A 20,397-nucleotide genomic window follows, 5' to 3' on the forward strand; every position below is an offset into this window, starting at 1 on the left:
GACCCGCACGCACTCCCCCCAGCGCCCACCTCTCCATCCGGATCGGAGCCCCCCGGTGACCTCGACCGCAACCCGCCCCACGGCATCGGGGCCGGCCGATCGGCCCACACCCGAACGCGTCCCGCGCGTCCTGTCCTTCTCCCACCGCGTGAGCCGCTGGGATCTGAAGTTCTCGCCCTACCTCTACATCTCGCCGTTCTTCATCCTGTTCGCGATCGTGGGACTCTTCCCGATCGTCTACACGGCGGTCATCTCTTTCCAGGAGTGGGACCTCGTCCGCAACTCCGGCACGTTCGTCGGCTTCGACCAGTACATCTGGATCCTGTCGCAGGCCGACTTCTGGGTGGCCCTGCGCAACACGTTCAGCATCTTCCTGCTGTCGTCGGTGCCGCAGCTGATCCTCGCGCTGTTCATCGCGGCGATGCTCGACCGCAACATCCGGGCCAAGACCTTCTGGCGGATGAGCGTCCTGCTCCCGTACGTCATGGCACCGGTCGCCGTCGCGCTCATCTTCAGCAACATGTTCGGCGACAACCACGGCCTCGTGAACAACATCCTCACCAGCATCGGGCTCGACCCCATCGCATGGCACAAGGACCCGTTCTGGAGCCACATCGCCATCGCCACGATGGTCAACTTCCGTTGGACCGGCTACAACGCCCTCATCCTCCTCGCCGCCATGCAGGCCGTTCCCCGGGAGTACTACGAGGCCGCCACGGTCGACGGCGCGAACGCGTTCCGCCAGTTCTGGAGCATCACGCTGCCGTCGCTGAAGCCGACGCTCATCTTCGTGATCATCACCTCGACGATCGGCGGACTGCAGATCTTCGACGAGCCGCGCATGTTCGACCAGACCGGTCGCGGCGGCGCAGCCGGCCAGTGGCTCACGATCACGCTGTACCTCTACAACATCGGCTGGGGCGAGTTCAACTTCGGCCGCGCCGCAGCCCTGGCATGGATCCTGTTCATCATCATCCTCGCCATCGGACTGATCAACCTCGGCATCACCCGTCGCCTCGTGCGCGACGAGGGCGGTCGCGGCGTCATCCAGCGTCGCCGTCGCCGGAAGGGAGCCCAGCAGTGAGCGCAATCAGCACCCCGCCTCTCGCCGTCGTCGAGGAGAACCTCCCGAACGCGCGCGGCAGCCGTCGCACGACCAAGATCCGCGGCGTCCGCGCCGGGTTCTGGGTCTACATCGGCCTGGGCGTCGTCATCGTCTCGGCGATCTTCCCCTACTACTGGTCGTTCCTGATCGGCTCGGGCGACGCCAGCACCATCAACAACCCCAACATGTCGTGGCTGCCCGGCGGCAACTTCATCGCCAACGCTCTGGCCGTCGTCAACGACCCCGCCGTCAACTTCTGGCTGGCGCTCTGGAACTCCATCTTCAGCTCGACCGTGATCGCGGCATCCGTCGTCATCTTCTCGACGCTCGCCGGCTGGGCGTTCGCGAAGCTCCGCTTCCCGGGCGGCAAGTGGCTGCTGGCCTTCGTGGTCGCCACCATGGCCGTGCCCATGCAGCTCGGCGTGGTGCCGCTGTACCTGCTCTTCTCCGACCTGGGCTGGACCGGCCAGATCGGTGCCATCATCGTCCCCGCGCTGACCAGCGCATTCGGGGTGTTCTGGATGACGCAGTACCTGTCGCAGACCGTGCCGGACGAGCTCATCGAAGCGGCACGCGTGGACGGGGCATCCATGATCCGCACGTTCTGGACGGTCGGCGTCACCGCGGCCCGCCCCGCGGCGGCCATGCTGTTCCTCTTCACCTTCGTCGGCGCCTGGAACCAGTTCTTCTGGCCCTTCATCGTGCTGGACCGGCAGAGCCCCACGCTGCCCGTCGCGCTGTCGCTGCTGCAGTCCAACTACTTCGTCGACTACTCCATCGTTCTGGCCGGCGTGCTGCTCGCCACGATCCCGCTGCTCATCCTGTTCGCCTTCGCGGGCAAGCAGCTGGTCAGTGGAATCATGGCCGGTGCCGTCAAGGGCTAGGCCTACCGCCTCGGCGCGGCCTCAGTCATCCTGAATTCAATGCATCCAGAGAGGACCCTCCCCTCATGACGACCGCGATCCCGCGCGCCTTCCCCTCGGACTTCCTGTTCGGCGCCGCCACCGCTGCGTACCAGATCGAGGGAGCCGCCCACGAGGACGGCCGCCGCGACTCCATCTGGGACGCGTTCAGCCGGGTTCCGGGCGCGGTCATCAACGCCGACAACGGCGATGTCGCGTGCGACCACTACCACCGCTACGCGGACGACGTGGCGCTCATGAAGGACCTGGGGCTGCAGACGTATCGCTTCTCGACGTCGTGGTCGCGCGTGCGGCCCGACGGCGGGGCGGTCAATCCCCAGGGCGTCGACTTCTACAAGCGACTGGCCGATGAGCTGCTGGATGCCGGCATCCTGCCATGGCTGACGCTCTACCACTGGGACCTTCCGCAGGCACTGCAGGAGAAGGGCGGCTGGGCGAACCGCGACACCGCGGACCTGTTCACCGAGTACGCGCTGACGATGCACGACGCGCTGGGCGATCGGGTGAACGTCTGGACGACGCTGAACGAGCCGTGGTGCTCGTCGTTCCTGAGCTACACCGCCGGCATCCACGCGCCGGGCCACTACAGCGTCGAAGAGGGCGTGCTCGCCGCGCACCACCTGCTGCTCGGCCACGGGCAGGCCGTCCGCGAGCTGCGGGCGCGCGATTCGTCGCTGAAGCTGGGCATCACGCTCAACCTCACGGTCGCCGAGCCGGTCGACGAGAACGACCCCGCCGACGCCGACGCCGCCCGTCGCATCGACGGCCAGTTCAACCGGTGGTTCCTCGACCCGATCTTCCGTGCGCAGTACCCCGCCGACATCGTCGAGGACATCCGGAAGGTGGATGCCGCAGCCGTCGCCGCGTGGGAGTCCGCCGTCCGTCCGGGCGACCTCGAGACGATCGCGACGCCGATCGACACGCTCGGCGTCAACTACTACCACGGCGAGTACGTCGGCGGTCACGAGCCCGTCAACCCGCCGATCGGCGGCGACGCCCCGACCGACCGCCCCGGCCACTCGCCGTTCCCCTCGCACGAGGGCATCTTCTGGCACGAGCGCGGGCTGCCGCGCACGCCCATGCAGTGGGAGGTGCAGCCCGAGGGGCTCACCACCCTGCTGCACCGGGTGTGGGACGAGTACGCCGAGCCTGCGGGCACGGTGCTCTACGTCACCGAGAACGGCGCGGCGTACGACGACGAGCTCGTCGTAGACGGCGGCGAGAAGCGCGTCCACGACGCGGATCGCGTGGAGTTCCTGCGCGGCCACCTCGGGGCGATCCTCGACGCGGCCGAGGCCGGCGTCGATGTGCGGGGATACTTCTACTGGTCGCTGCTCGACAACTTCGAGTGGGCGTGGGGGTACGAGAAGCGGTTCGGCATCGTGCGCGTGGACTACGACACGCAGGAGCGCACGCCGAAGGACAGCGCCCTCGAGTACCGCCGGATCATCGGCGCACGTGCCCTCGACCTGGAGTCCGCCCGCGCGGCGGCCACCACGCCGTAGCGGCCCCGGCCCTCACGTCGGGCCGTAGCATTCGGGAGGAGGACAGATGAGCACCGAGATCATCCGATCGGCTGTCACGATCGAAGAAGTCGCCGCCGCGGCGGGCGTCTCCCGCTCCACCGTGTCGCGCGTCGTGAACGGCTCGACGGCTGTCAGCCCCGAGGCCCTGGAGTCGGTCAAGCGCGCCATCGCCGATCTCAACTACGTCCCCAACCGGGCCGCGCGGTCGCTGGCGAGCCAGAAGACCCACGCCGTCGCGCTCATCGTTCCCGAAGACACCACGAGATTCTTCGGCGACCCCTTCTTCGCCGCCATCGTCTCGGGCATCAACTCCCGCCTGAGCCGCTCGGACTACGTCCTCAACCTGTTCATCGCGAGCGACGACCCGGGCGACAAGACGACCAGCTACGTCCGCAGCGGCGCCGTCGACGGCGCCGTGGTGGTCTCGCATCACACCAGTGACACGTTCATCGACCGCATCGCCAGCGTCGTGCCGGTCGTCTACGGCGGCCGGCCGGTGCGCGAGCGCGAGCGCGACTACTACGTCGACGTCGACAACGTGCGAGGGGCGTACGACGCAACGGTGTACCTCATCGAGAGCGGGCGGCGTCGCATCGCCACGATCACCGGTCCGCGCGACATGCCCGCCGGCATCGACCGGCTGCAGGGCTACCGCGACGCGCTCGCGGCGTGGGAGCTCGACGAGATCGCCATCGAGGACGGCAACTTCACCGCCGACGGCGGCGCCGACGCGATGCGGCGGATCCTCGCGACGGGCGCACAGCCCGACGCGCTGTTCGTCGCGAGCGACCTGATGGCGCGGGGCGTCCTCACGGTGCTCGCCGGGGCGGGGCTCCGGGTCCCGGAGGACATCGCCATCGTCGGCTTCGACGACTCACCCGTGGCGACGTCGGTCACTCCGCAGCTGACGACGGTGCGCCAGCCGTCGTTCCAGCAGGGGGAGCGCATGGCGTCGGTGCTGATCGATCTGCTCGCGGGGCGGCATCCGCGTCACGTCACGATCCTCGAGACCGAGCTCGTCGTCCGCGAGTCCGTCTAGCGCCGCGTTTCCGCGGGCTCCGGCGGGCCCTCGGGCCCGTGGTCTCGTCGAGACGGGGGATTCGCGCCGAAACCGGGGGCGACGCCCCCTGGCTCGCCGGGATTCGCCTGTCTCGGCGAATCCGAGGTGAATCCGCCGGCCGGATCGCCGGGCGCGGGACGGCTCCGGTCAGCCGCGGCCGGGAACGGTGGCGTGCAGGAGGTTGCGCCAGGGGTCGTCGAACGACAGCGTGCGGCCGTCGTCGCGCACCTCGAGGCCGTGGTGCCGCAGACGCTCGGCGAGTGCGCCGAGCGCGTCGGCGTCGGGCAGCGACAGATCCACCCGGCCGAGGCCGAGCGCCGGCATCCGCGGTCCCGCGCCGCGCGAGTTCCACACGTTCATCGCCATGTGGTGGTGGTACCCGCCGGCGCTCACGAACAGCGCCTGATCGCCCATCGCGACGGTCTGATCGAACCCGAGTGCGTCGACATAGAACGCCCGCGCGCTCGCGACGTCGCCGACCGACAGGTGCACATGACCGACGGATGCCGCGTCCTGCCCGCTCGCGCCGCTCAAGGCTCGCTCGGTGAGATGCTCGCGCAGGAAGGTGTTGGGATCGAGGTAGAGGGTCGCCATCTCGATGCTGCCGTGGGTCCACGACCACTCGGTGCGGGCGCGGTCCCAGTACAGCTCGACGCCGTTCCCCTCGGGATCCGTCAGGTAGAAGGCCTGGCTGACCAGGTGATCCGCCGAGCCGGTGAAGGTCTGCGGCGCGTGCTGGGCGACGCTGTACAGCGCGGCGGCGAGGGCCTCCTGGGTCTCGAAGAGGATCGCGGTGTGGAACAGGCCCGCCGCGCCCGGCGCCGCATGGCGCAGCGCCGGCTCGTGGCGCAGCATCACGACGGCGCGGCCGCCGCGGCCGAGCACGACCTCGTCGCCGTCGGCCGCGAGCACCTCGAGCGTGATGACGTCGCGGTAGAACGCCGTCATGCCGTCGAGGTCGCCCACGAGGAGCGTGACGGCTCCCATCGAGGTGTCGGCGGCGAGACGGTCGGGCACCGCGAGTTCTGCATTCACATGAATGAGAACCTCTCGCCTCCGCCCTTCATTCCCCCGCCCGATGGCTCCAGGTGGCCCGGAGGCCCCGGGGTCATCTGGGTTTGGGGCGCGCCGCGACCGTTCGGGGCGCGCGCGGCACGCCCCGAACGGCCGCCGTGCGCCCCAAACCCGAGAAGGACGACGGATGCCGCCACCCGGGGTCGACTCGACGGCCGGGGTGGCGGCATCCGCTGTCCGGCTACTGCGGGTCGCCGCCCAGCTGACCCACCGCGGGGATGGGGCCGCCGTCGTCGGCGCCGGTCTTGCGCCAGCGGGCGATGGCGTTGCCGAGGTGGTAGATCAGCAGGGCTGCCGCCGCGCCGATCACGATCGCGCCGAGCTGGAAGTCGCCCCACTGCATGGTGAAACCGGCGATCGCGATGACGAGCGCGACGGCGCCGGTGTACTGGTTCACCGGGCGCGAGAAATCGACGCGGTTGTCGACCCAGATCTTGATGCCGATGATGCCGATGAGACCGTACAGCGCGGTCGTCACCCCGCCGAGCACGCCGGCAGGGATCGAGTTGAAGACCTCGCCCACGACCGGCGACAGCGACAGCAGGATGGCGAACAGTCCCGCGACCCAGTACGCGGCGGTCGAGTACACGCGGGTCGCCGCCATGACGCCGATGTTCTCGCCGTACGTCGTCGTGCCCGAGCCGCCGAAGCTGCCCGCGAGCACCGTGGCGGCGCCGTCGGCGATGAGTGCACGGCCGGTGTACTGGTTGACGGAGGACTCCGTCATCGTCGCGACGCCGCGCACGTGGCCGACGTTCTCGGCGATGAGCACGAGCACCACGGGGAGGAACATCGCGATGACGCTCCAGGTGCCCGGGTCGCCGAACGTCGGGAACGCGAAGGTCGGGAGGCCCACCCACTGCCCGCTCGCGACGAGCTCGTCGACGGCGCTGAAGTCGACCTCACCGCGCAGCAGTGCGACGACGTAGCCGACGATCACGCCGAGGAAGATCGAGATGCGTCCCAGGAAGCCGCGGAACAGCACGCTGAACAGGATCACGGCCACGAGCGTGATGGTGGCGGTGATCGGCGCCTGCTGGAAGTTCGTCCACGCGACGGGTGCGAGGTTGAAGCCGATGAGCGCCACGATGGCACCGGCGACGACCGGCGGCATGAGCTTCTCGATCCAGCCGAGGCCGGCGAACTGGACGATGAAGCCGACCGCTGCGAGCAGCACGCCGACAGCGACGATGCCCGCGAGCGCCGAGCCCATGCCCTGCGAGGCGGTGGCGGCGGTCACCGGCGCGATGAACGCGAACGATGAGCCGAGGTAGCTGGGGAGCCGGTTCTTCGTGATGAGCAGGAACAGCAGCGTTCCGATGCCCGAGAATAGCAGCGTCGTCGAGACCGGGAAGCCGGTGATCGCCGGCACGAGGAACGTGGCGCCGAACATGGCGATGACGTGCTGCGCGCCGATCGCGACGGTGGCGGGCCAGTTCAGACGCTCGTCGGGCTTCACCACCTTGCCGGGTTCGACGGTCCGGCCGTTGCCGTGAATGGTCCACGTTGGCATGTGCGCTCCTTGCGCTCGGGGGATGGTGCGAGCATCACCCTAGCGAGCGCCGGCGGGCTGCGAGTTGCCCTGGCGGCGCGGCATCCGAGAGGCTGGTATGACGCCCCCGGCGCCGACGCGTGCGAAACCGATGTGACGGAGAGATGTGACCGATCCAGCGATGCCCCCGACCTCCCCGCCTCCGGCCGCCCCGGGTCCGGCGCCCGCACCTGCGAGCGCGGGCGTACCTGCGGCGTACGCTGCTCCGGCGAGCGCCGGTGTCCCTGCCGCGGACGGAGCGCCGGCGGCCTTGGAGCTCCGCGGCCTGCACAAGCGGTTCGGCCAGAAGGTGGCGGTCGAGGATCTGAGCCTGCGGGTGCCGGCCGGGTCGTTCTACGGGCTCGTCGGGCCCAACGGCGCCGGCAAGACCACGACACTGTCGATGGCGACGGGTCTCCTCGCACCCGACGCGGGCCAGGCCTTGGTGCACGGGGTCGACGTCTGGCGTGATCCCGTCACCGCCAAGGCGATGCTCGGAAACCTCGCCGACGGCGTCAAGCTGTTCGACCGGCTCACCGGCGAGCAGCTCGTCACCTACAACGGCCTGCTGTTCGGCATCCCGCACGATGAGATCGGGCGCCGCACGACGGACCTGCTGGCACTGATGGATATGACGGATGCCGCGGGCACGATGGTCGTCGACTACTCGGCGGGCATGACCAAGAAGATCGCGCTCGCGTGCGCGCTCGTGCACGCGCCGCGGCTGCTCGTGCTCGACGAGCCGTTCGAGTCGGTCGACCCGGTGTCGGCCGCGAACATCCAGGACATCCTGACGAGCTATGTCGCCGGCGGTGGCACGGTGATCGTCTCGAGCCACTCGATGGACCTCGTGCAGCGCATGTGCGACCACGTCGCGGTCGTCGCCGCGGGACGCCTGCTCGTCGCCGGGCGCGTCGACGACGTGCGGGCCGGGCAGTCGCTGCAGGACCGCTTCGTCGAGCTCGTCGGGGGCCGCCGCCACACGGAAGGGCCGGAATGGTTGCGACGCTCCTGAGGCTGCGCTTCCGGGTGCTCGGCAATCAGCTCGCGCGGAGCCCGTGGCAGCTCGTCGGCTTCATCTTCGGCGCCCTGTACGGCCTCGGCCTGCTGGTCGGCATCGCCGTGGGGCTGGTGCTGCTCGGCTTCGGCACGCTGCCGCTGGCGAGCAGCGTGATCGTCGGAGTCGGCTCGGTGGTGACGCTGGGGTGGGCCCTCGTGCCGCTGGTCGCCTTCGGCGTGGACACCACGCTGGATCCGGCTCGGCTCGTGGTGTTCCCGATGTCGCTGTCGCGCATGATGGTCGCTCTCACGTTCGCGGGGGTCTGCGGCATCCCGGGCATCATCACCTCCGCCGCGGCGATCGCGACGATCGCCACCTGGGTGCACTGGCCGGCGGCGATCGTCGGCTGGCTCGTCAGCACGCCGCTGGCCGTGCTGACCGCCGTCGTGGCGTCGCGCACGGTCGCCTCGCTCGCCTCCGGGCTCGGCGGAGGCCGCCGCTTCCGCGAGGCCGCGGGCATCGTCGTCTTCATCCCGCTCATCCTGGCCGGGCCGATCATCGCCGGGGTGGCGACCGGCTTCGCGGTGAACGTCGACACGCTGGCGTCGACGATCCCGGTGCTGGGCTGGACGCCGCTCGGTGCCGCGTGGGCCGTCCCGGCGGCTGCCGCAGCGGGTGATCTCGCGGGGGCGGCCGCCAAGCTCCTGATCGCCCTCGTGACGCTCGCGGTGCTCTGGCTGGTGTGGAAGGCGTCGCTCGGAAGGTCGCTGGCACACCCTCGCCAGACGTCGGCAGCCCCGGTGCGCGCCGGCTCCATCGGCTGGTTCGGCCGGGTGCCCACCGGTGCTGCGGGCGCCGTCTTCGCGCGCGCGGTCACCTACTGGACGCGCGACCCGCGCTACCTGCGCCAGCTCATCGGCGCGCCGCTGGTGCCCGTGCTGCTGTGGTTCTACGCCCGCGACGGCGACCCGCTGATCGCGCTGACCTTCTCGGGTCCGATCATCGCGATCGTGATCGGCATCGTCGTGTACGCCGACATCTCGTACGACGGCACGGCGTTCGGCACCGAGCTCATCACGGGCGCCCCGGGGCGCGCCGACCGGATCGGCCGCAGTCTCGCCGCCGCCGCGGTGGCGCTGCCCCTGGTGCTGCTCGCCGTGATCGTGCCGATCGCCCTGTCCGGCGAGTGGGAGCAGTTCCCTGGCATCCTCGGCATGTCCGTGGGCATCCTGCTCACCTGCTACGGAGTGTGCGCGGTCACCTCGGCGCACCTGGTGGTGCCCGTGTCCGCCTCCGGCGACAACCCGTTCAAGCGGGTGCCCGGCACGACGTTCCTGCAGGGCATGGCGTTCTTCGGCATCTGGCTGGTCGCGCTGGTGCTGTCGGCACCCGTCGTGATCGTCGGCCTGATCGGCTACTTCACGCAGAACGCGACGCTCAGTTGGTTCGCGTGCGCGGTCGGGATCGTCGTCGGCACCGCTGTGCTCGTCGGCGGCATCCTGATCGGCGGCCGCGCACTGGACACCACGGCGCCGGTGCTGCTCTCACGGCTCAAGGCGATGAAGAACGCCTGACGCGTTTCGTCTCGCTCGTTCCTCGCTCGCTCAACGACCGGCATCGTCCCGCTCGCTCAACGACCGGCATCGTCCCGCTCGCTCAACGACCGGGATCCGGAACGGAGCGCCCCTGGCCCGGTATTGCCGCGGCCGGAGGTCAGGCGCCGGTGAGGCGCTCGAGCAGCTCGCGGTAGCGCGCGGTGGTGCGCGCGACGATGTCGGCGGGAAGCGCCGGCGGCTCGCCCTCGCGCGGCGCGGGCCAGTTCGCGGCGAGCCAGTTGCGCACGATCTGCTTGTCGAAGCTCGCCATGCGCTCGTCGGGGGTGGTGCCCGAGGCCCAGGCCGCGGCATCCCAGTACCGTGACGAGTCGCTGGTGAGCACCTCGTCGGCGAGGGTCATCACGCCGTTCTCGTCGAGCCCGAACTCGAACTTGGTGTCGGCCAGGATCACGCCGTGCGCCTCGGCCGTCGAAGCGGCGCGGGCGTAGATCTCGAGCGACAGGTCGCGCAGCTCAGCCGCACGCTCGGCGCCGACGAGCTCGACGGTGCGCTCGTACGAGATGTTCTCGTCGTGCTCGCCCATCGGCGCCTTGTAGGCGGGCGTGTAGATCGGCTCGGGCAGCCGATCGCCGTTCGACAGGCCGTCCGGCAGCGTGATCCCGCACACGGTGCCGCTCTCGCGATACTCCGACCACCCCGAGCCGGTGAGGTACCCGCGGACGACGCACTCGATCGGCTGCATGTCGAGACTCTTCACGACCATCGCACGCCCGATGACGGCATCCGGGATCAGGCTCTGGAGGTCGTCGGCGGTGTTGGCCTCGCCGTCGGCGCCCAGCGTGAGGGTGTGCGATGCGGCGAGATGATTCGGGATGCTGCGCCCGCCGTCGGCGCCCGCCAGCTGGTCGAACCACCAGAGGCTGAGGGTGGTGAGCAGCTCGCCCTTGCCCGGGATGCCGGGCGAGAGCACGTGGTCGAATGCGCTGACGCGATCGCTGGCCACGACCAGAAGCCGCGCGGGGTCGCCGCCCTCGGGCGCTGAGCCTGTCGAAGCGTCGGCCGGGACGTAGAGGTCGCGCACTTTGCCGGAGTACGCGTGGCGCCAGCCGGGAAACTCGGTCGTGGGGGTGGGGGTAGCCGTCACCCGCCCCATTATCCCGGCTGGCGGTCGCGGATGACGGGTGGGCGCGTGATCCTCCGGGTCGGGTCAGCGTGATCGGGTCACGGGGTCATCGCGTCTACGTGCGCGAAGGCCTCTGCGACGAGCGGGGCCCACAGGTCCGCGGCATCCGTCCCCACGGTCGCCCATTCGCGCATCGGCCTGCCCCGCATGACCGCCGGCTGCGCCTCGTTGGCCTCCGCCAGCTCGCCGACGCGGCTCTCGGGCAGCTTGACCATCAGCTCGCCCGCGAAGGTCACGAAGGCGAACACCTTGCCGCGGACGTTCAGACCCTCCGAGCCGAACATCGCCCCCAGGGCGACGTCGGGGCGCGCGGTCCATTCCGCCACGATCGGGTCGAAGATCGCGTAGGACTCCGGGAACTTCTGGCGGCGCACGACGGCCTTGTCTGCCATGCCCTCACGGTACGACGCCCCTGTGACATCGCACGAGGGGTGACGGCATCCCGATTCGAGAGGTATAGTCCATGTGGACTAATTGACATGGAGGATCACTGTGACGGACGCTGTCGCACGCCTGACCCCGCTCGGGGTGGCCGTGCTCGCCCTCCTCAGCGAGGGTGACATGCACCCGTACGAGATGATCCGGCTCATGCACCTGCGCCGGGACGACCGCCTGGTCACCATCACGAACGGCACGGTCTACCACACGGTCGCGCGCCTCGAGCGTGCGGGGCTCATCGCCGAGGTCGGCGTGGACCGCGACGGCAATCGCCCCGAGCGCACCACCTACACGCAGACGGATGCCGGAGCCGCCGCGGTGCTGGAATGGGTGCGCCGAGAGCTCTCGCGCGTCGATCGCCCAGCCGAGTTCCGCGTCGCGCTCGCGGAGGCGCACGGCCTCGCTCGCGAGGAGGCGGTCGCTCTGCTCGACGCGCGCCGAGCGGCGCTCGCGGACGCCCTCGACTCCCTGGCCACCGGCCGCCGCCACGCCGTCGGCAAGGGCGTGCCGGAACAGTATCTCCTCGAGCTCGGCCGCGAAGAGGCGCTGCTCCAGGCCGAGCTGGCCTGGATGGACGCGACGCTTCCGCGTATCGCCGCTCCCGATTTCCCCTGGGGTCCTGACGTGACGCCCTCGGAACGCTATTTCGCCCAGAGAAAGGCAGCACGCCAGTGACCGACGCATCGACAAGCTCAGCAACCGGGGCACGCGGCCCGGAAGCCACCCGCGCCGCGGGCGCGGCATCCGGGACCGCCTCGGCGGCACACCCGCCCACCGGTGCCTACGCCGCCGGACACAAGCCCCGCAGCCCGTGGCCGGCCCTCTGGGCCCTCGTCATCGGGTTCTTCATGATCCTCGTCGACACGACGATCGTCTCGGTCGCCAACCCGGCGATCAAGGCCGCGCTCGACCCCGACACCAACAACCTGGACAACGTGGTGTGGGTCACCTCCGCCTACCTGCTGGCCTACGCGGTGCCGCTGCTCATCACCGGGCGGCTCGGTGACCGGTTCGGCCCGAAGTACATGTACCTCGGCGGCCTCGCCGTCTTCACCCTCGCCTCGCTCGCGTGCGGGCTGTCGCCGACGCTGGGCGCGCTCATCGCGTTCCGCGCGGTGCAGGGCCTGGGTGCGGCGCTCATGACGCCGCAGACGATGGCGATCATCACACGCACGTTCCCGCCGAACCAGCGCGGTGCGGCGATGGGACTCTGGGGCGCGACCTCGGGCGTCGCGATGCTCGTCGGGCCGCTCGCCGGCGGCCTGCTCGTCGACGGCTTCGGCTGGGAGTGGATCTTCTTCATCAACCTGCCGGTCGGCGTCGTGGGCTTCGTGCTGGCGTGGATCCTCGTGCCCAAGCTCGAGACGCACCCGCACAAGTTCGACCTCGTCGGCGTCTTCCTCAGCGCCATCGGCCTCTTCCTCATCGTGTTCGGACTGCAGGAGGGCGAGACCTACGACTGGGGCGTCATCTGGGGTCCGATCACGGTGTGGGGGCTGATCATCGCGGGGGTGCTCGTGATGGGGCTGTTCATCTGGCAGCAGGCGAAGACCAAGAGCGAGGCGCTGGTGCCGTTGGAGCTGTTCCGCGACCGCAACTTCTCCGTCGCCAACATCGGCATCTCGACGGTCGGCTTCACCGTCACGAGCATGTCGCTGCCGCTGATGTTCTTCCTGCAGCTGGCGCGCGGGCTCACGCCCACGGAGTCGGCGCTGCTCCTCATCCCGATGGCCGTCGCGGCCGGCGTGCTCTCGCCGCTCGCGGGCCGGTGGCTCGACCACACCGACCCGCGGGTGCTGCTCGTTCCGGGTCTGTTGCTGGTGGCCGGTGCCCTCGTCCTCTACTCGGTGCTGATGAACCTCGACACGCCGATCTGGATGTTCCTCATCCCATCGCTGATCATGGGCATCGGCAACGCCGGCATGTGGGGGCCGCTCGCGACCACCGCCACTCGCAACCTCGCTCCGCGGCAGGCGGGCGCCGGTGCGGGCATCTACAACACCACGCGCACCATCGGCTCGGTGCTGGGCTCGGCCGCCATCGCGGTGTTCATGCAGAGCCGCATCGAGGCGAACATCCCCGGTGCCGCCGACGCGGCCGGTGGCAGCTTCGGCTCCGGCGCGCTGCCCGAGGTCGTCGCCGAGCCCTTCGCGACGGCGATGGCGCAGTCCGTGCTGCTGTCGGCGGCCGTGATGCTGATCGGCGTCGTCGCGGTGCTGTTCCTTCGCCGGCCGAAGGCTACGTCGACCGAGGACTGGCAGGCCGCGAACGCGGCGGTCGCCGCCGACTGAGCCTGACCGCGGATCCACCCGCTCGCCGCCGGCGAGCGGGTGGATCGCGACCTCGGCGCCTGGCTCAGTCCGGGTCGGACGGGTCGATCGGCGCGTGGTGATCGAAGCCGGCAGCGCCGCGTTTCCAGTACCCGCTGAGCGAGACCTGCTCGGCCGGCAGTGCGAGCGTGCGGCGCAGATGACGGCGGACGGGAATGAGAGCGGATGCCTCGCCCGCCGCGAAGACGAAGGTGGAGGCATCCACGCCCACCGTGTCGAGAGCCGTGACGAGCGCGTCCGGGTCGCCGGCGTCGGGCCGGTGCACCCTCACGTCGGTGCGGCCGGACGTCTCGGCGATGTACGCGTCGACCCACGCGCCACCGTCCGCTGCGGTCGCGACGAGGTCGACCGTCGTGGTGGCGGGCACTTCGGCCGCCCACCGGGTCGCCGAGGGCAGGGCCGTCTCATCGACGACGAGCACGAGCCGGGCCGCGCCCTGGGGCGCCGCCTGCGAGCCGCGCGGACCCACGATCACCAGCTCGTCGCCGACGCGCGCGTCGCTCGCCCAGCGCGAGGCGGGACCGGGCGACGGGTGGAGGTAGAAGTCCAGGTCGACAGCGACCTCCGCCTCCGCCGTGGTCACGCGCAGCGGCGTGAAATCGCGGGCGTGCATCGGGGCCTCCGGCCGTACGATGCCGTCCTGACCGGGGCCGGCGGCGGTGGGTGCGACGAGATCACCGGTCTCGGGATCCGGGAAGAACACACGCACATGGTCGGCGGGTCCGCCGCTCTGGAAGTCGGCGAACTCCGGACCGGCGACGCGCACACGGAGCAGCACCGGCGAGACCTGCTCGACCGAGACGACGCGCGCCCGGCGGGCCGTGAAGCGGTGGCGGCCGCCGGCGCGGTAGAAGGGCGAGGTCGGGTCGGGGCCGGGCCGGGCAGCGCGGGGGCTCTGCGCGGAGGTCGCGGTCGGGGCATCCGTCATGGTCTTCTCCTCACCGGGGCGGCACGAGCCGCCCGTTCCAGCAAACCACGCGACGCTATGGACGGGCTGCTCGAGGCTGAGATGGGCCTAATCCCGACGAGGTGCGGTTGTCAAGCGGTTGGCCCGAGCGCCGGCATCCGGCCACGATGGTGTCATGACCGGACTTGCAGTGATCCTGCTCATCGTCGGAATCGTCCTGCTTCTGCTGGGTGTGTTCATTGAAGCGGCGAAGTTCCTCCTCTGGATCGGCCTCGTCATCATCGTCATCGCGGTGATCGCCTGGCTGATGCGCTTCATCCGCCGCCAGACCTGATCCCGCCTGGAACGCGTTCTGGCACTGCCGCAGCGCGTGACATCGGCGTAGCCTGACCGATAGGGACGTCCCGGACCCCGACATCCGCGGACCGCACGCGCGTGCGGCCGGAGGATCGGGGGCGAGCACATGACCGACCAGCTCACCGGAGGCGTTCGCGCCACGGTGGCACGAACCCCCCGAGCGGGCAACGACTTCACGGACCTTGCCAAGATCATCGGCGCCAGCGGTCTGATGCGCCGGCGCTACGGGTACTACTGGACCAAGCTCGTCGGCGCGGTGGTTGTGCTCGCCGCAGCCCTTGTCGTGTTCTTCCTGATCGGCGACACCTGGTGGCAGCTCTTCACGGCCGCAGGTTTCGCGATCCTGTTCACACAGATCGCCATGCTCGGTCATGATGCCGCGCATCGGCAGATCTTCGTCTCGGGACGCTGGAACGACTGGACGTCGATGGTGCTGGGCAACCTGCTGGTCGGGATGAGCTACGGCTGGTGGCAGCACAAGCACACGCGCCACCACGCGAATCCGAACAAGATCGGCTCCGATCCCGACATCGAGCTGCCGGTCGTGTCGTTCACGAGCGATCAGGTCGAGCAGCGCGCCAAGAGGTACGGGCCCGGGCTGGCGTGGGTCATGGCCCATCAGGGGATGTTCTTCTTCCCGATCCTGCTGCTCGAAGGCCTGTCGCTCCATGCATCCAGCGTGCGCCGCGTCGTCGCGCGTGAGCCGCTGCGTCGACGCAGCGCCGAGATCGTCTTCCTCGTCCTGCGCATCGGCGGCTATCTCGCCCTGGTGTTCCTGGTGCTGTCGCCCGGTATCGCGGCGGTCTTCCTGGCGGTGCAGCTGGGCCTCTTCGGCGTCTACATGGGAATGGCCTTCGCCCCCAATCACAAGGGGATGCCGCTGGTGCCGGCCGAGGTGAAGGTCGACTTCCTGCGCAGACAGGTGCTGATGAGCCGCAACATCCGGGGCAGCAGGCTGCTCGACGTGGCGATGGGCGGGCTCAACTACCAGATCGAGCACCACCTCTTCCCGTCGATGCCGCGTCCTCATCTGAGGACGGCCTCCGGAGCGATCAGGGACTACTGCGCGGCTCACGACGTGCAGTACACCGAGACAGGGCTCTGGGAGTCGTACCGGATCGTCACGCGCTACATCAACCGGGTCGGGCTCGGGGAGCGCGACCCGTTCGAATGCCCCCTGCTGCAGCAACGGCAGGCGGTCTGACCGGCCTGGGGCCGGGTGCGAGCTCGGGCGTCCTCCGCGACCTGCTGTGGGGTCGAGTCGCGGACGACGGGTCGATCTCCCGCCCGGAGTGCCGGCTCAGGCGTCGTCCGCGACCCGATGTTGGGGGACGGGTCGCGGACGACGCAGGGCCTCGGACGGACCCGCGGAGAGAGTCCGACCGCCTTCATTCAGGAGGGCGGCTCCGTCCCGGTCCCCGTGCGGGTGCGCCTGGGTCTCGGCCCGATCGTCGCCGCACCCGGGGACGGGTCCGCCCGTGGAGCACCGAGATAGTGATCGATGATGTACTCGGCGATCGCGATCGAGCTGGTGGCGGCAGGCGAGGGGGCGTTCCGCAGCAGCGTGACGGGCCCGACCTGGTCGACGGCGAAGTCGTCGAGGAGCTCGCCGGCGCGGCCCCATGCCTGCGCGCGAACGCCGGCGCCGTGCTTGTGGGTGAGGTCGGACGCGCGCAGCTCGGGGATGAAGCGGCGTGCCTTGCGGAAGTACAGCGGCTTGATCAGCGACCCGGAGATCTCGTCGACACCCATCCGCCAGTGCTGCTTCGCGAGCGGCCACGCACCCGGCCAGCGGAGGGACTCGACGGTGTCCTTCACCGACCACTGCAGCCAGTTGTACCCCTCGCGGGCGAGCGCCGGCACGGCATTCGGTCCGACATGCACGTTGTCGTAGACGCCGCGGGTGAAGTGCACCCCGAGGAACGGGAACCGCGGGTCGGGCACCGGGTAGATCATGCCCTTCACCAGGTCGGTGCGCCCGGGAGCGAGCTCCCAATATTCGCCGCGGAACGGCAGGATCTTGGGCGATTCGTCGGCGCCGACGAATCGGGCGACGACGTCCGACTGCAGACCGGCGCACACGATCACCCGGTCGAAGAGGTCCTCCGACACCGGCGTCACCACCCGTACCCGGCCGTTCTCCAGCGACATCGCGGTCACCTCGTGCCCGAGCCGGATCGTGCCGCCCGCGACGCGAACGTCCTGCGCCATCGCCTCGGTGATCGACGCGTAGTCCACCACCGCAGTGTGCGGCGAGTGCACCGCCGCGACGCCGGCGACGTGCGGTTCGATCTCCCGCAGCTGCGCGACGTCGTCGATGCGCGCAAGATCCGGCACGCCGTTCTCCCGCGAACGCCGCTCGATCTCCGCCAGCGCCGAGAGCTCCGACTCGTCGACCGCGACCACGAGCTTGCCCACCTCGCGGTACGGCAGCCCTTTCTCCTCGCAGAACTCGCGGATCGAGATCCGCCCGGCCGCGCACAGCGTCGCCTTCAGCGAACCCGGCTTGTAATACAGCCCGGCGTGCACGACACCGGAGTTGTGCCCGGTCTGATGCTGCGACAGCCGCGACTCCTTCTCCAGCACCGTCACCTCGTCGCCACGCGCACTCAGCGCCCGCGCCAAAGCCACCCCGACGATCCCGCCGCCGATGACCCCGGTGCGTCGGGCGGTTCCTGCGTCCGGCATCAACAGTCGGCCCCCGTGGCGGTACCCACTCCGACGCCTGAGTGAAGGCGTCCGGGTCGGCGAGTGTGGAGGAGTCGGCGCGTCTCCGCGTGCCGGGCGGGTTTGCCCTGTGCACCGGTCGGGGAGCGGCCCTCGTCGAGATGAGGGTGGAAAAGCGCGCTCACAGATCCTCCGATCACGACTCCGCCATATGCCGGAGTCGGCGAAGGTGGTTCGACCAAGCTTCGCAGGAGAGTGGCGAGGCAGCAACGCGGGTGCTTTCGCCGATGACGAGGCCAGGACTGAGCTCCCATCTCGTAGCCCGGCGCCGCTGGACGTCCCCACCGCCGAGGAACCGCGCCGCGACCCCGTAGTGTCGGACTCAGACATGGCAGACGACGAGGGGAAGTCCGTGACCGGTACCGGCGGGACGAACAGGTGGAAGCGCTTCTGGGAGCGGGGCGGATGGTGGCGGGCGCTCATCCTCGTCGTGGGGTACTTCGTGCTCTACCAGGGCGCAGGGCTCGCGCTTGCCCCGATCGCACCGTCGATCGACGACACCGAGAGCGCCGGATACGTGCTGTTCTTCGTCGCCCTCCCGATCTTCATCGGCGGGGTGATCCTCGTCCTGTTCGCCCTGTCGGTGGGCTGGCTTCGAGAGCTGTTCGGCCCTCAGCCGATCCGCGGCCGCGGATGGATGTGGATCGCCGTCGCCGTCGTGCTGCTGTTCAACGTGCTCCGCTTCGCCACCGTCGATTACGCCGAGCTCGACTTCGGCTACGTGGCGGCGTGGCTTCTGGCGGGCCTGTGCATCGGCTTCGCCGAAGAGGTGCTCACGCGGGGCTACGTCGTCAACCTGATGCGCAAGGCGGGGCACCCCGAGATCGCGGTCGCGCTCGTGTCGGCGGCGCTGTTCTCCGTGCTGCACGCCAGCAACCTGCTCACTGGTCAGTCGCTGTTCGCCACACTCCTGCAGCTGCTCTACACCTTCGCGTTCGGCATCTGCATGTATCTCACGCTGCGGGTCACGGGCAACCTGATCTGGCCGATCCTGCTGCACGCCAGCACCGATCCCAGCATCTTCCTGCAGGGCACCCACCACGTCGACGGTCCGCTCGCGACCATCGCGGGGTTCGGGAACATCCCCGTCATTCTGGTCGGCCTGCTGGCGATCATCTTCATCCGCGGGCGCGTGACGACCGACACGGATGCCGCGACCGTCGTCGGCGGTCCCACTCCGGCCTACGACCGCTGACGTGAACGACGGGCGCCCCTGATCCAGGGGCGCCCGCCGTCCTTCTGAAGCTCGTGGAACCGACCGGGCTCAGAGTCCCTCGGCGACCCGCGCGGCGATGTCGGTGCGGTGCTGGCCGCCGTCGAGCCGGATCTTGCCGAGCGCGCGATAGACGTGCTCGCGGGCCTGCGCGAACGTCGTGGCGACGGCGACCACGTTGAGCACGCGGCCGCCGGTGGCGACAAGACCGCCGTCGGTCTCGGCGGTCGCGGCGTGTGCGATGTGCACGCCGTCCGCTGTCGCCGCTTCGCGAAGACCGGTGATCGCGCGCCCGGTGATCGGCGCCGCGGGGTAGCCCTCGCTCGCGAGCACAACAGCCACGGCGACATCGTCGGCGAACGCGGGACGGGGGAGATCCTCCAGATGACCGGATGCCGCGGCCAGCAGCAGCTCCGACAGCGGGTCGACGAGCCGGGGGAGCACGACCTGGGTCTCGGGATCGCCGAAGCGTGCGTTGAACTCGATGACCTTGACGCCCGTGTCAGTGAGGATGAGCCCGGCATAGAGCAGTCCGATGAACGGCGTGCCCTCGGCATCCATCTGGCGGATGACCGGCTCGGCCACCTCGCGCGTGACCAGGTCGACGAACTCGCGCTCGCTGCCGAACTTCCCGTCGAGCCACGGCAGGGGCGAGTAGGCGCCCATGCCGCCGGTGTTGGGGCCCTCGTCGCCGTCGAGCAGGCGCTTGTAGTCCTGCGCGGGGCTGAGCGGCAGCACGTGGTCGCCGTCGCTGAGGAAGAAGAGCGACACCTCGGGACCGGCGAGGAACTCCTCGACCAGCAGGGGACCCGACGGCAGGTAGTCATCGGCGTGGGCGAGCGCCGCGGAGCGGTCGGACGTGACGATGACGCCCTTCCCCGCGGCGAGGCCGTCGGCCTTCACGACGTACGGGGCGCCGAGCGCGTCGAACGCGGCCTCGACCTCCGCGCGGTTCGTCGCGCGTACGGCCCGTCCCGTCGGCACGCCCGCGGCATCCATGATGCGCTTGGCGTACGCCTTGGACCCCTCGAGCTGCGCAGCTGCCTTGCCCGGCCCGAAGACGGGGATGCCCCGCTCGCGCACCGCATCGGCGACGCCGGCGACCAGCGGTGCCTCGGGGCCGATCACGACCAGGTCGATGTTGTACTCGTTCGCGAAGATCGTGACGGCGGCGGGGTCGTTCACATCGAGGGCGACGAGCTGCGCGTCCTGCCCGATGCCGGCGTTGCCGGGAGCCGCGAAGACCTCGTGCTCGGTCGCCTCCGACCGCAGCGCCAGGATGATGGCGTGCTCCCGCGCGCCCGAGCCGAGAACCAGGATCTTCACGCGTTCCAGCCTACCGACGCGCTTCGCGGGGTTTCGGGTCGCGCCGCGCTGCTGCACGAATTCCTCAAGCGCGGCCGGCTTCGGCGCGTTCGTCGCGGGAGGCCGGAGATCGCGGCCGGATCTGAGGAGTTCTGGGCGGCG

General features: G+C 70.1%; 18 protein-coding genes. 11 read left to right on the forward strand and 7 right to left on the reverse strand.

Features of this window, described 5'->3' with window-relative positions:
- The first annotated feature begins 55 nt into the window (after positions 1–55).
- From NCG93_RS13915 to NCG93_RS13930, 4 genes are all read left to right on the forward strand, one after another.
- Entirely contained in the window at positions 56–1,084 is a 1,029-nt protein-coding gene (locus tag NCG93_RS13915) for a carbohydrate ABC transporter permease (RefSeq protein ID WP_194412070.1), read from the forward strand.
- Entirely contained in the window at positions 1,081–1,989 is a 909-nt protein-coding gene (locus NCG93_RS13920) for a carbohydrate ABC transporter permease (protein ID WP_194412069.1), read from the forward strand. The genes NCG93_RS13915 and NCG93_RS13920 overlap by 4 nt, the downstream gene beginning before the upstream one ends.
- A 65-nt stretch (positions 1,990–2,054) precedes the next feature.
- On the forward strand, positions 2,055–3,533 hold the full coding sequence (locus tag NCG93_RS13925) for a glycoside hydrolase family 1 protein (RefSeq protein ID WP_194412068.1): 1,479 nt from the start codon (positions 2,055–2,057) through the stop codon (positions 3,531–3,533).
- Between the two features lie 46 nt (positions 3,534–3,579).
- Positions 3,580–4,593 (forward strand): LacI family DNA-binding transcriptional regulator, encoded by a 1,014-nt coding sequence (locus tag NCG93_RS13930; protein WP_194412067.1) that lies wholly within the window; start codon positions 3,580–3,582, stop codon positions 4,591–4,593.
- A gap of 168 nt (positions 4,594–4,761) precedes the next feature.
- Here the strand turns inward: NCG93_RS13930 and NCG93_RS13935 are convergent, their stop codons facing one another.
- Together NCG93_RS13935 and NCG93_RS13940 are read right to left on the reverse strand one after the other, a co-directional pair.
- The gene (locus tag NCG93_RS13935; RefSeq protein ID WP_194413680.1) at positions 4,762–5,601 is read right to left on the reverse strand and encodes a VOC family protein; all 840 of its coding nucleotides are present in this window, start codon (positions 5,599–5,601) and stop codon (positions 4,762–4,764) included.
- A 268-nt stretch (positions 5,602–5,869) separates the two neighbouring features.
- A complete protein-coding gene (locus NCG93_RS13940) occupies positions 5,870–7,201 on the reverse strand; it encodes a uracil-xanthine permease family protein (RefSeq protein WP_194412066.1) in 1,332 nt (443 codons plus the stop codon).
- Positions 7,202–7,361: 160 nt separating this feature from the next.
- Between NCG93_RS13940 and NCG93_RS13945 the strand changes: the two genes are divergently transcribed.
- Together NCG93_RS13945 and NCG93_RS13950 are read left to right on the forward strand one after the other, a co-directional pair.
- A complete protein-coding gene (locus NCG93_RS13945; protein ID WP_241741547.1) occupies positions 7,362–8,234 on the forward strand; it encodes an ABC transporter ATP-binding protein in 873 nt (290 codons plus the stop codon).
- A complete protein-coding gene (locus NCG93_RS13950) occupies positions 8,216–9,793 on the forward strand; it encodes a hypothetical protein (RefSeq protein WP_194412065.1) in 1,578 nt (525 codons plus the stop codon). Before NCG93_RS13945 ends, NCG93_RS13950 begins: the two co-directional genes overlap by 19 nt.
- A 139-nt stretch (positions 9,794–9,932) precedes the next feature.
- On the opposite strand, the gene NCG93_RS13955 is transcribed toward NCG93_RS13950, so the two are convergent.
- Both NCG93_RS13955 and NCG93_RS13960 read right to left on the reverse strand, forming a co-directional pair.
- Positions 9,933–10,928 (reverse strand): phosphoribosylaminoimidazolesuccinocarboxamide synthase, encoded by a 996-nt coding sequence (locus NCG93_RS13955; RefSeq protein WP_194412064.1) that lies wholly within the window; start codon positions 10,926–10,928, stop codon positions 9,933–9,935.
- 68 nt (positions 10,929–10,996) lie between these two features.
- Entirely contained in the window at positions 10,997–11,350 is a 354-nt protein-coding gene (locus NCG93_RS13960; RefSeq protein WP_194412063.1) for a hypothetical protein, read from the reverse strand.
- Between the two features lie 100 nt (positions 11,351–11,450).
- On the opposite strand from NCG93_RS13960, the gene NCG93_RS13965 reads away from it, so the two are divergent.
- Both NCG93_RS13965 and NCG93_RS13970 read left to right on the forward strand, forming a co-directional pair.
- Positions 11,451–12,071 carry a PadR family transcriptional regulator gene (locus NCG93_RS13965; RefSeq protein WP_194412062.1) on the forward strand — a complete coding sequence of 207 codons (621 nt, stop codon included), beginning with the start codon at positions 11,451–11,453 and terminating at the stop codon, positions 12,069–12,071.
- Positions 12,068–13,687, forward strand: coding sequence for a DHA2 family efflux MFS transporter permease subunit (locus NCG93_RS13970; protein ID WP_194412061.1), 1,620 nt, complete (start codon positions 12,068–12,070; stop codon positions 13,685–13,687). The genes NCG93_RS13965 and NCG93_RS13970 overlap by 4 nt, the downstream gene beginning before the upstream one ends.
- 64 nt (positions 13,688–13,751) lie before the next feature.
- Here NCG93_RS13970 and NCG93_RS13975 read toward each other — a convergent pair whose 3' ends face one another.
- On the reverse strand, positions 13,752–14,654 hold the full coding sequence (locus NCG93_RS13975) for a siderophore-interacting protein (protein WP_194412060.1): 903 nt from the start codon (positions 14,652–14,654) through the stop codon (positions 13,752–13,754).
- Between the two features lie 154 nt (positions 14,655–14,808).
- Here NCG93_RS13975 and NCG93_RS13980 point away from each other — a divergent pair, with 154 nt between their 5' ends.
- Complete coding sequence (locus NCG93_RS13980; protein ID WP_169583593.1) at positions 14,809–14,967, forward strand: hypothetical protein; 159 nt, start codon at positions 14,809–14,811, stop codon at positions 14,965–14,967.
- Positions 14,968–15,096: 129 nt separating this feature from the next.
- Positions 15,097–16,194 carry a fatty acid desaturase family protein gene (locus NCG93_RS13985; protein WP_194412059.1) on the forward strand — a complete coding sequence of 366 codons (1,098 nt, stop codon included), beginning with the start codon at positions 15,097–15,099 and terminating at the stop codon, positions 16,192–16,194.
- Between the two features lie 188 nt (positions 16,195–16,382).
- Here the strand turns inward: NCG93_RS13985 and lhgD are convergent, their stop codons facing one another.
- Positions 16,383–17,678: an L-2-hydroxyglutarate dehydrogenase gene (gene lhgD, locus NCG93_RS13990; RefSeq protein WP_194412058.1), complete on the reverse strand. Its 1,296-nt coding sequence runs from the start codon at positions 17,676–17,678 to the stop codon at positions 16,383–16,385.
- A gap of 367 nt (positions 17,679–18,045) precedes the next feature.
- Between lhgD and NCG93_RS13995 the strand changes: the two genes are divergently transcribed.
- Entirely contained in the window at positions 18,046–18,912 is an 867-nt protein-coding gene (locus NCG93_RS13995; protein WP_194412057.1) for a CPBP family intramembrane glutamic endopeptidase, read from the forward strand.
- A 69-nt stretch (positions 18,913–18,981) separates the two neighbouring features.
- Here NCG93_RS13995 and purD read toward each other — a convergent pair whose 3' ends face one another.
- On the reverse strand, positions 18,982–20,256 hold the full coding sequence (purD, locus tag NCG93_RS14000) for a phosphoribosylamine--glycine ligase (protein WP_194412056.1): 1,275 nt from the start codon (positions 20,254–20,256) through the stop codon (positions 18,982–18,984).
- Between the last annotated feature and the right edge of the window lie 141 nt (positions 20,257–20,397).

This window comes from Microbacterium yannicii (assembly GCF_024055635.1).
GTDB classification, from domain to species: domain Bacteria; phylum Actinomycetota; class Actinomycetes; order Actinomycetales; family Microbacteriaceae; genus Microbacterium; species Microbacterium yannicii.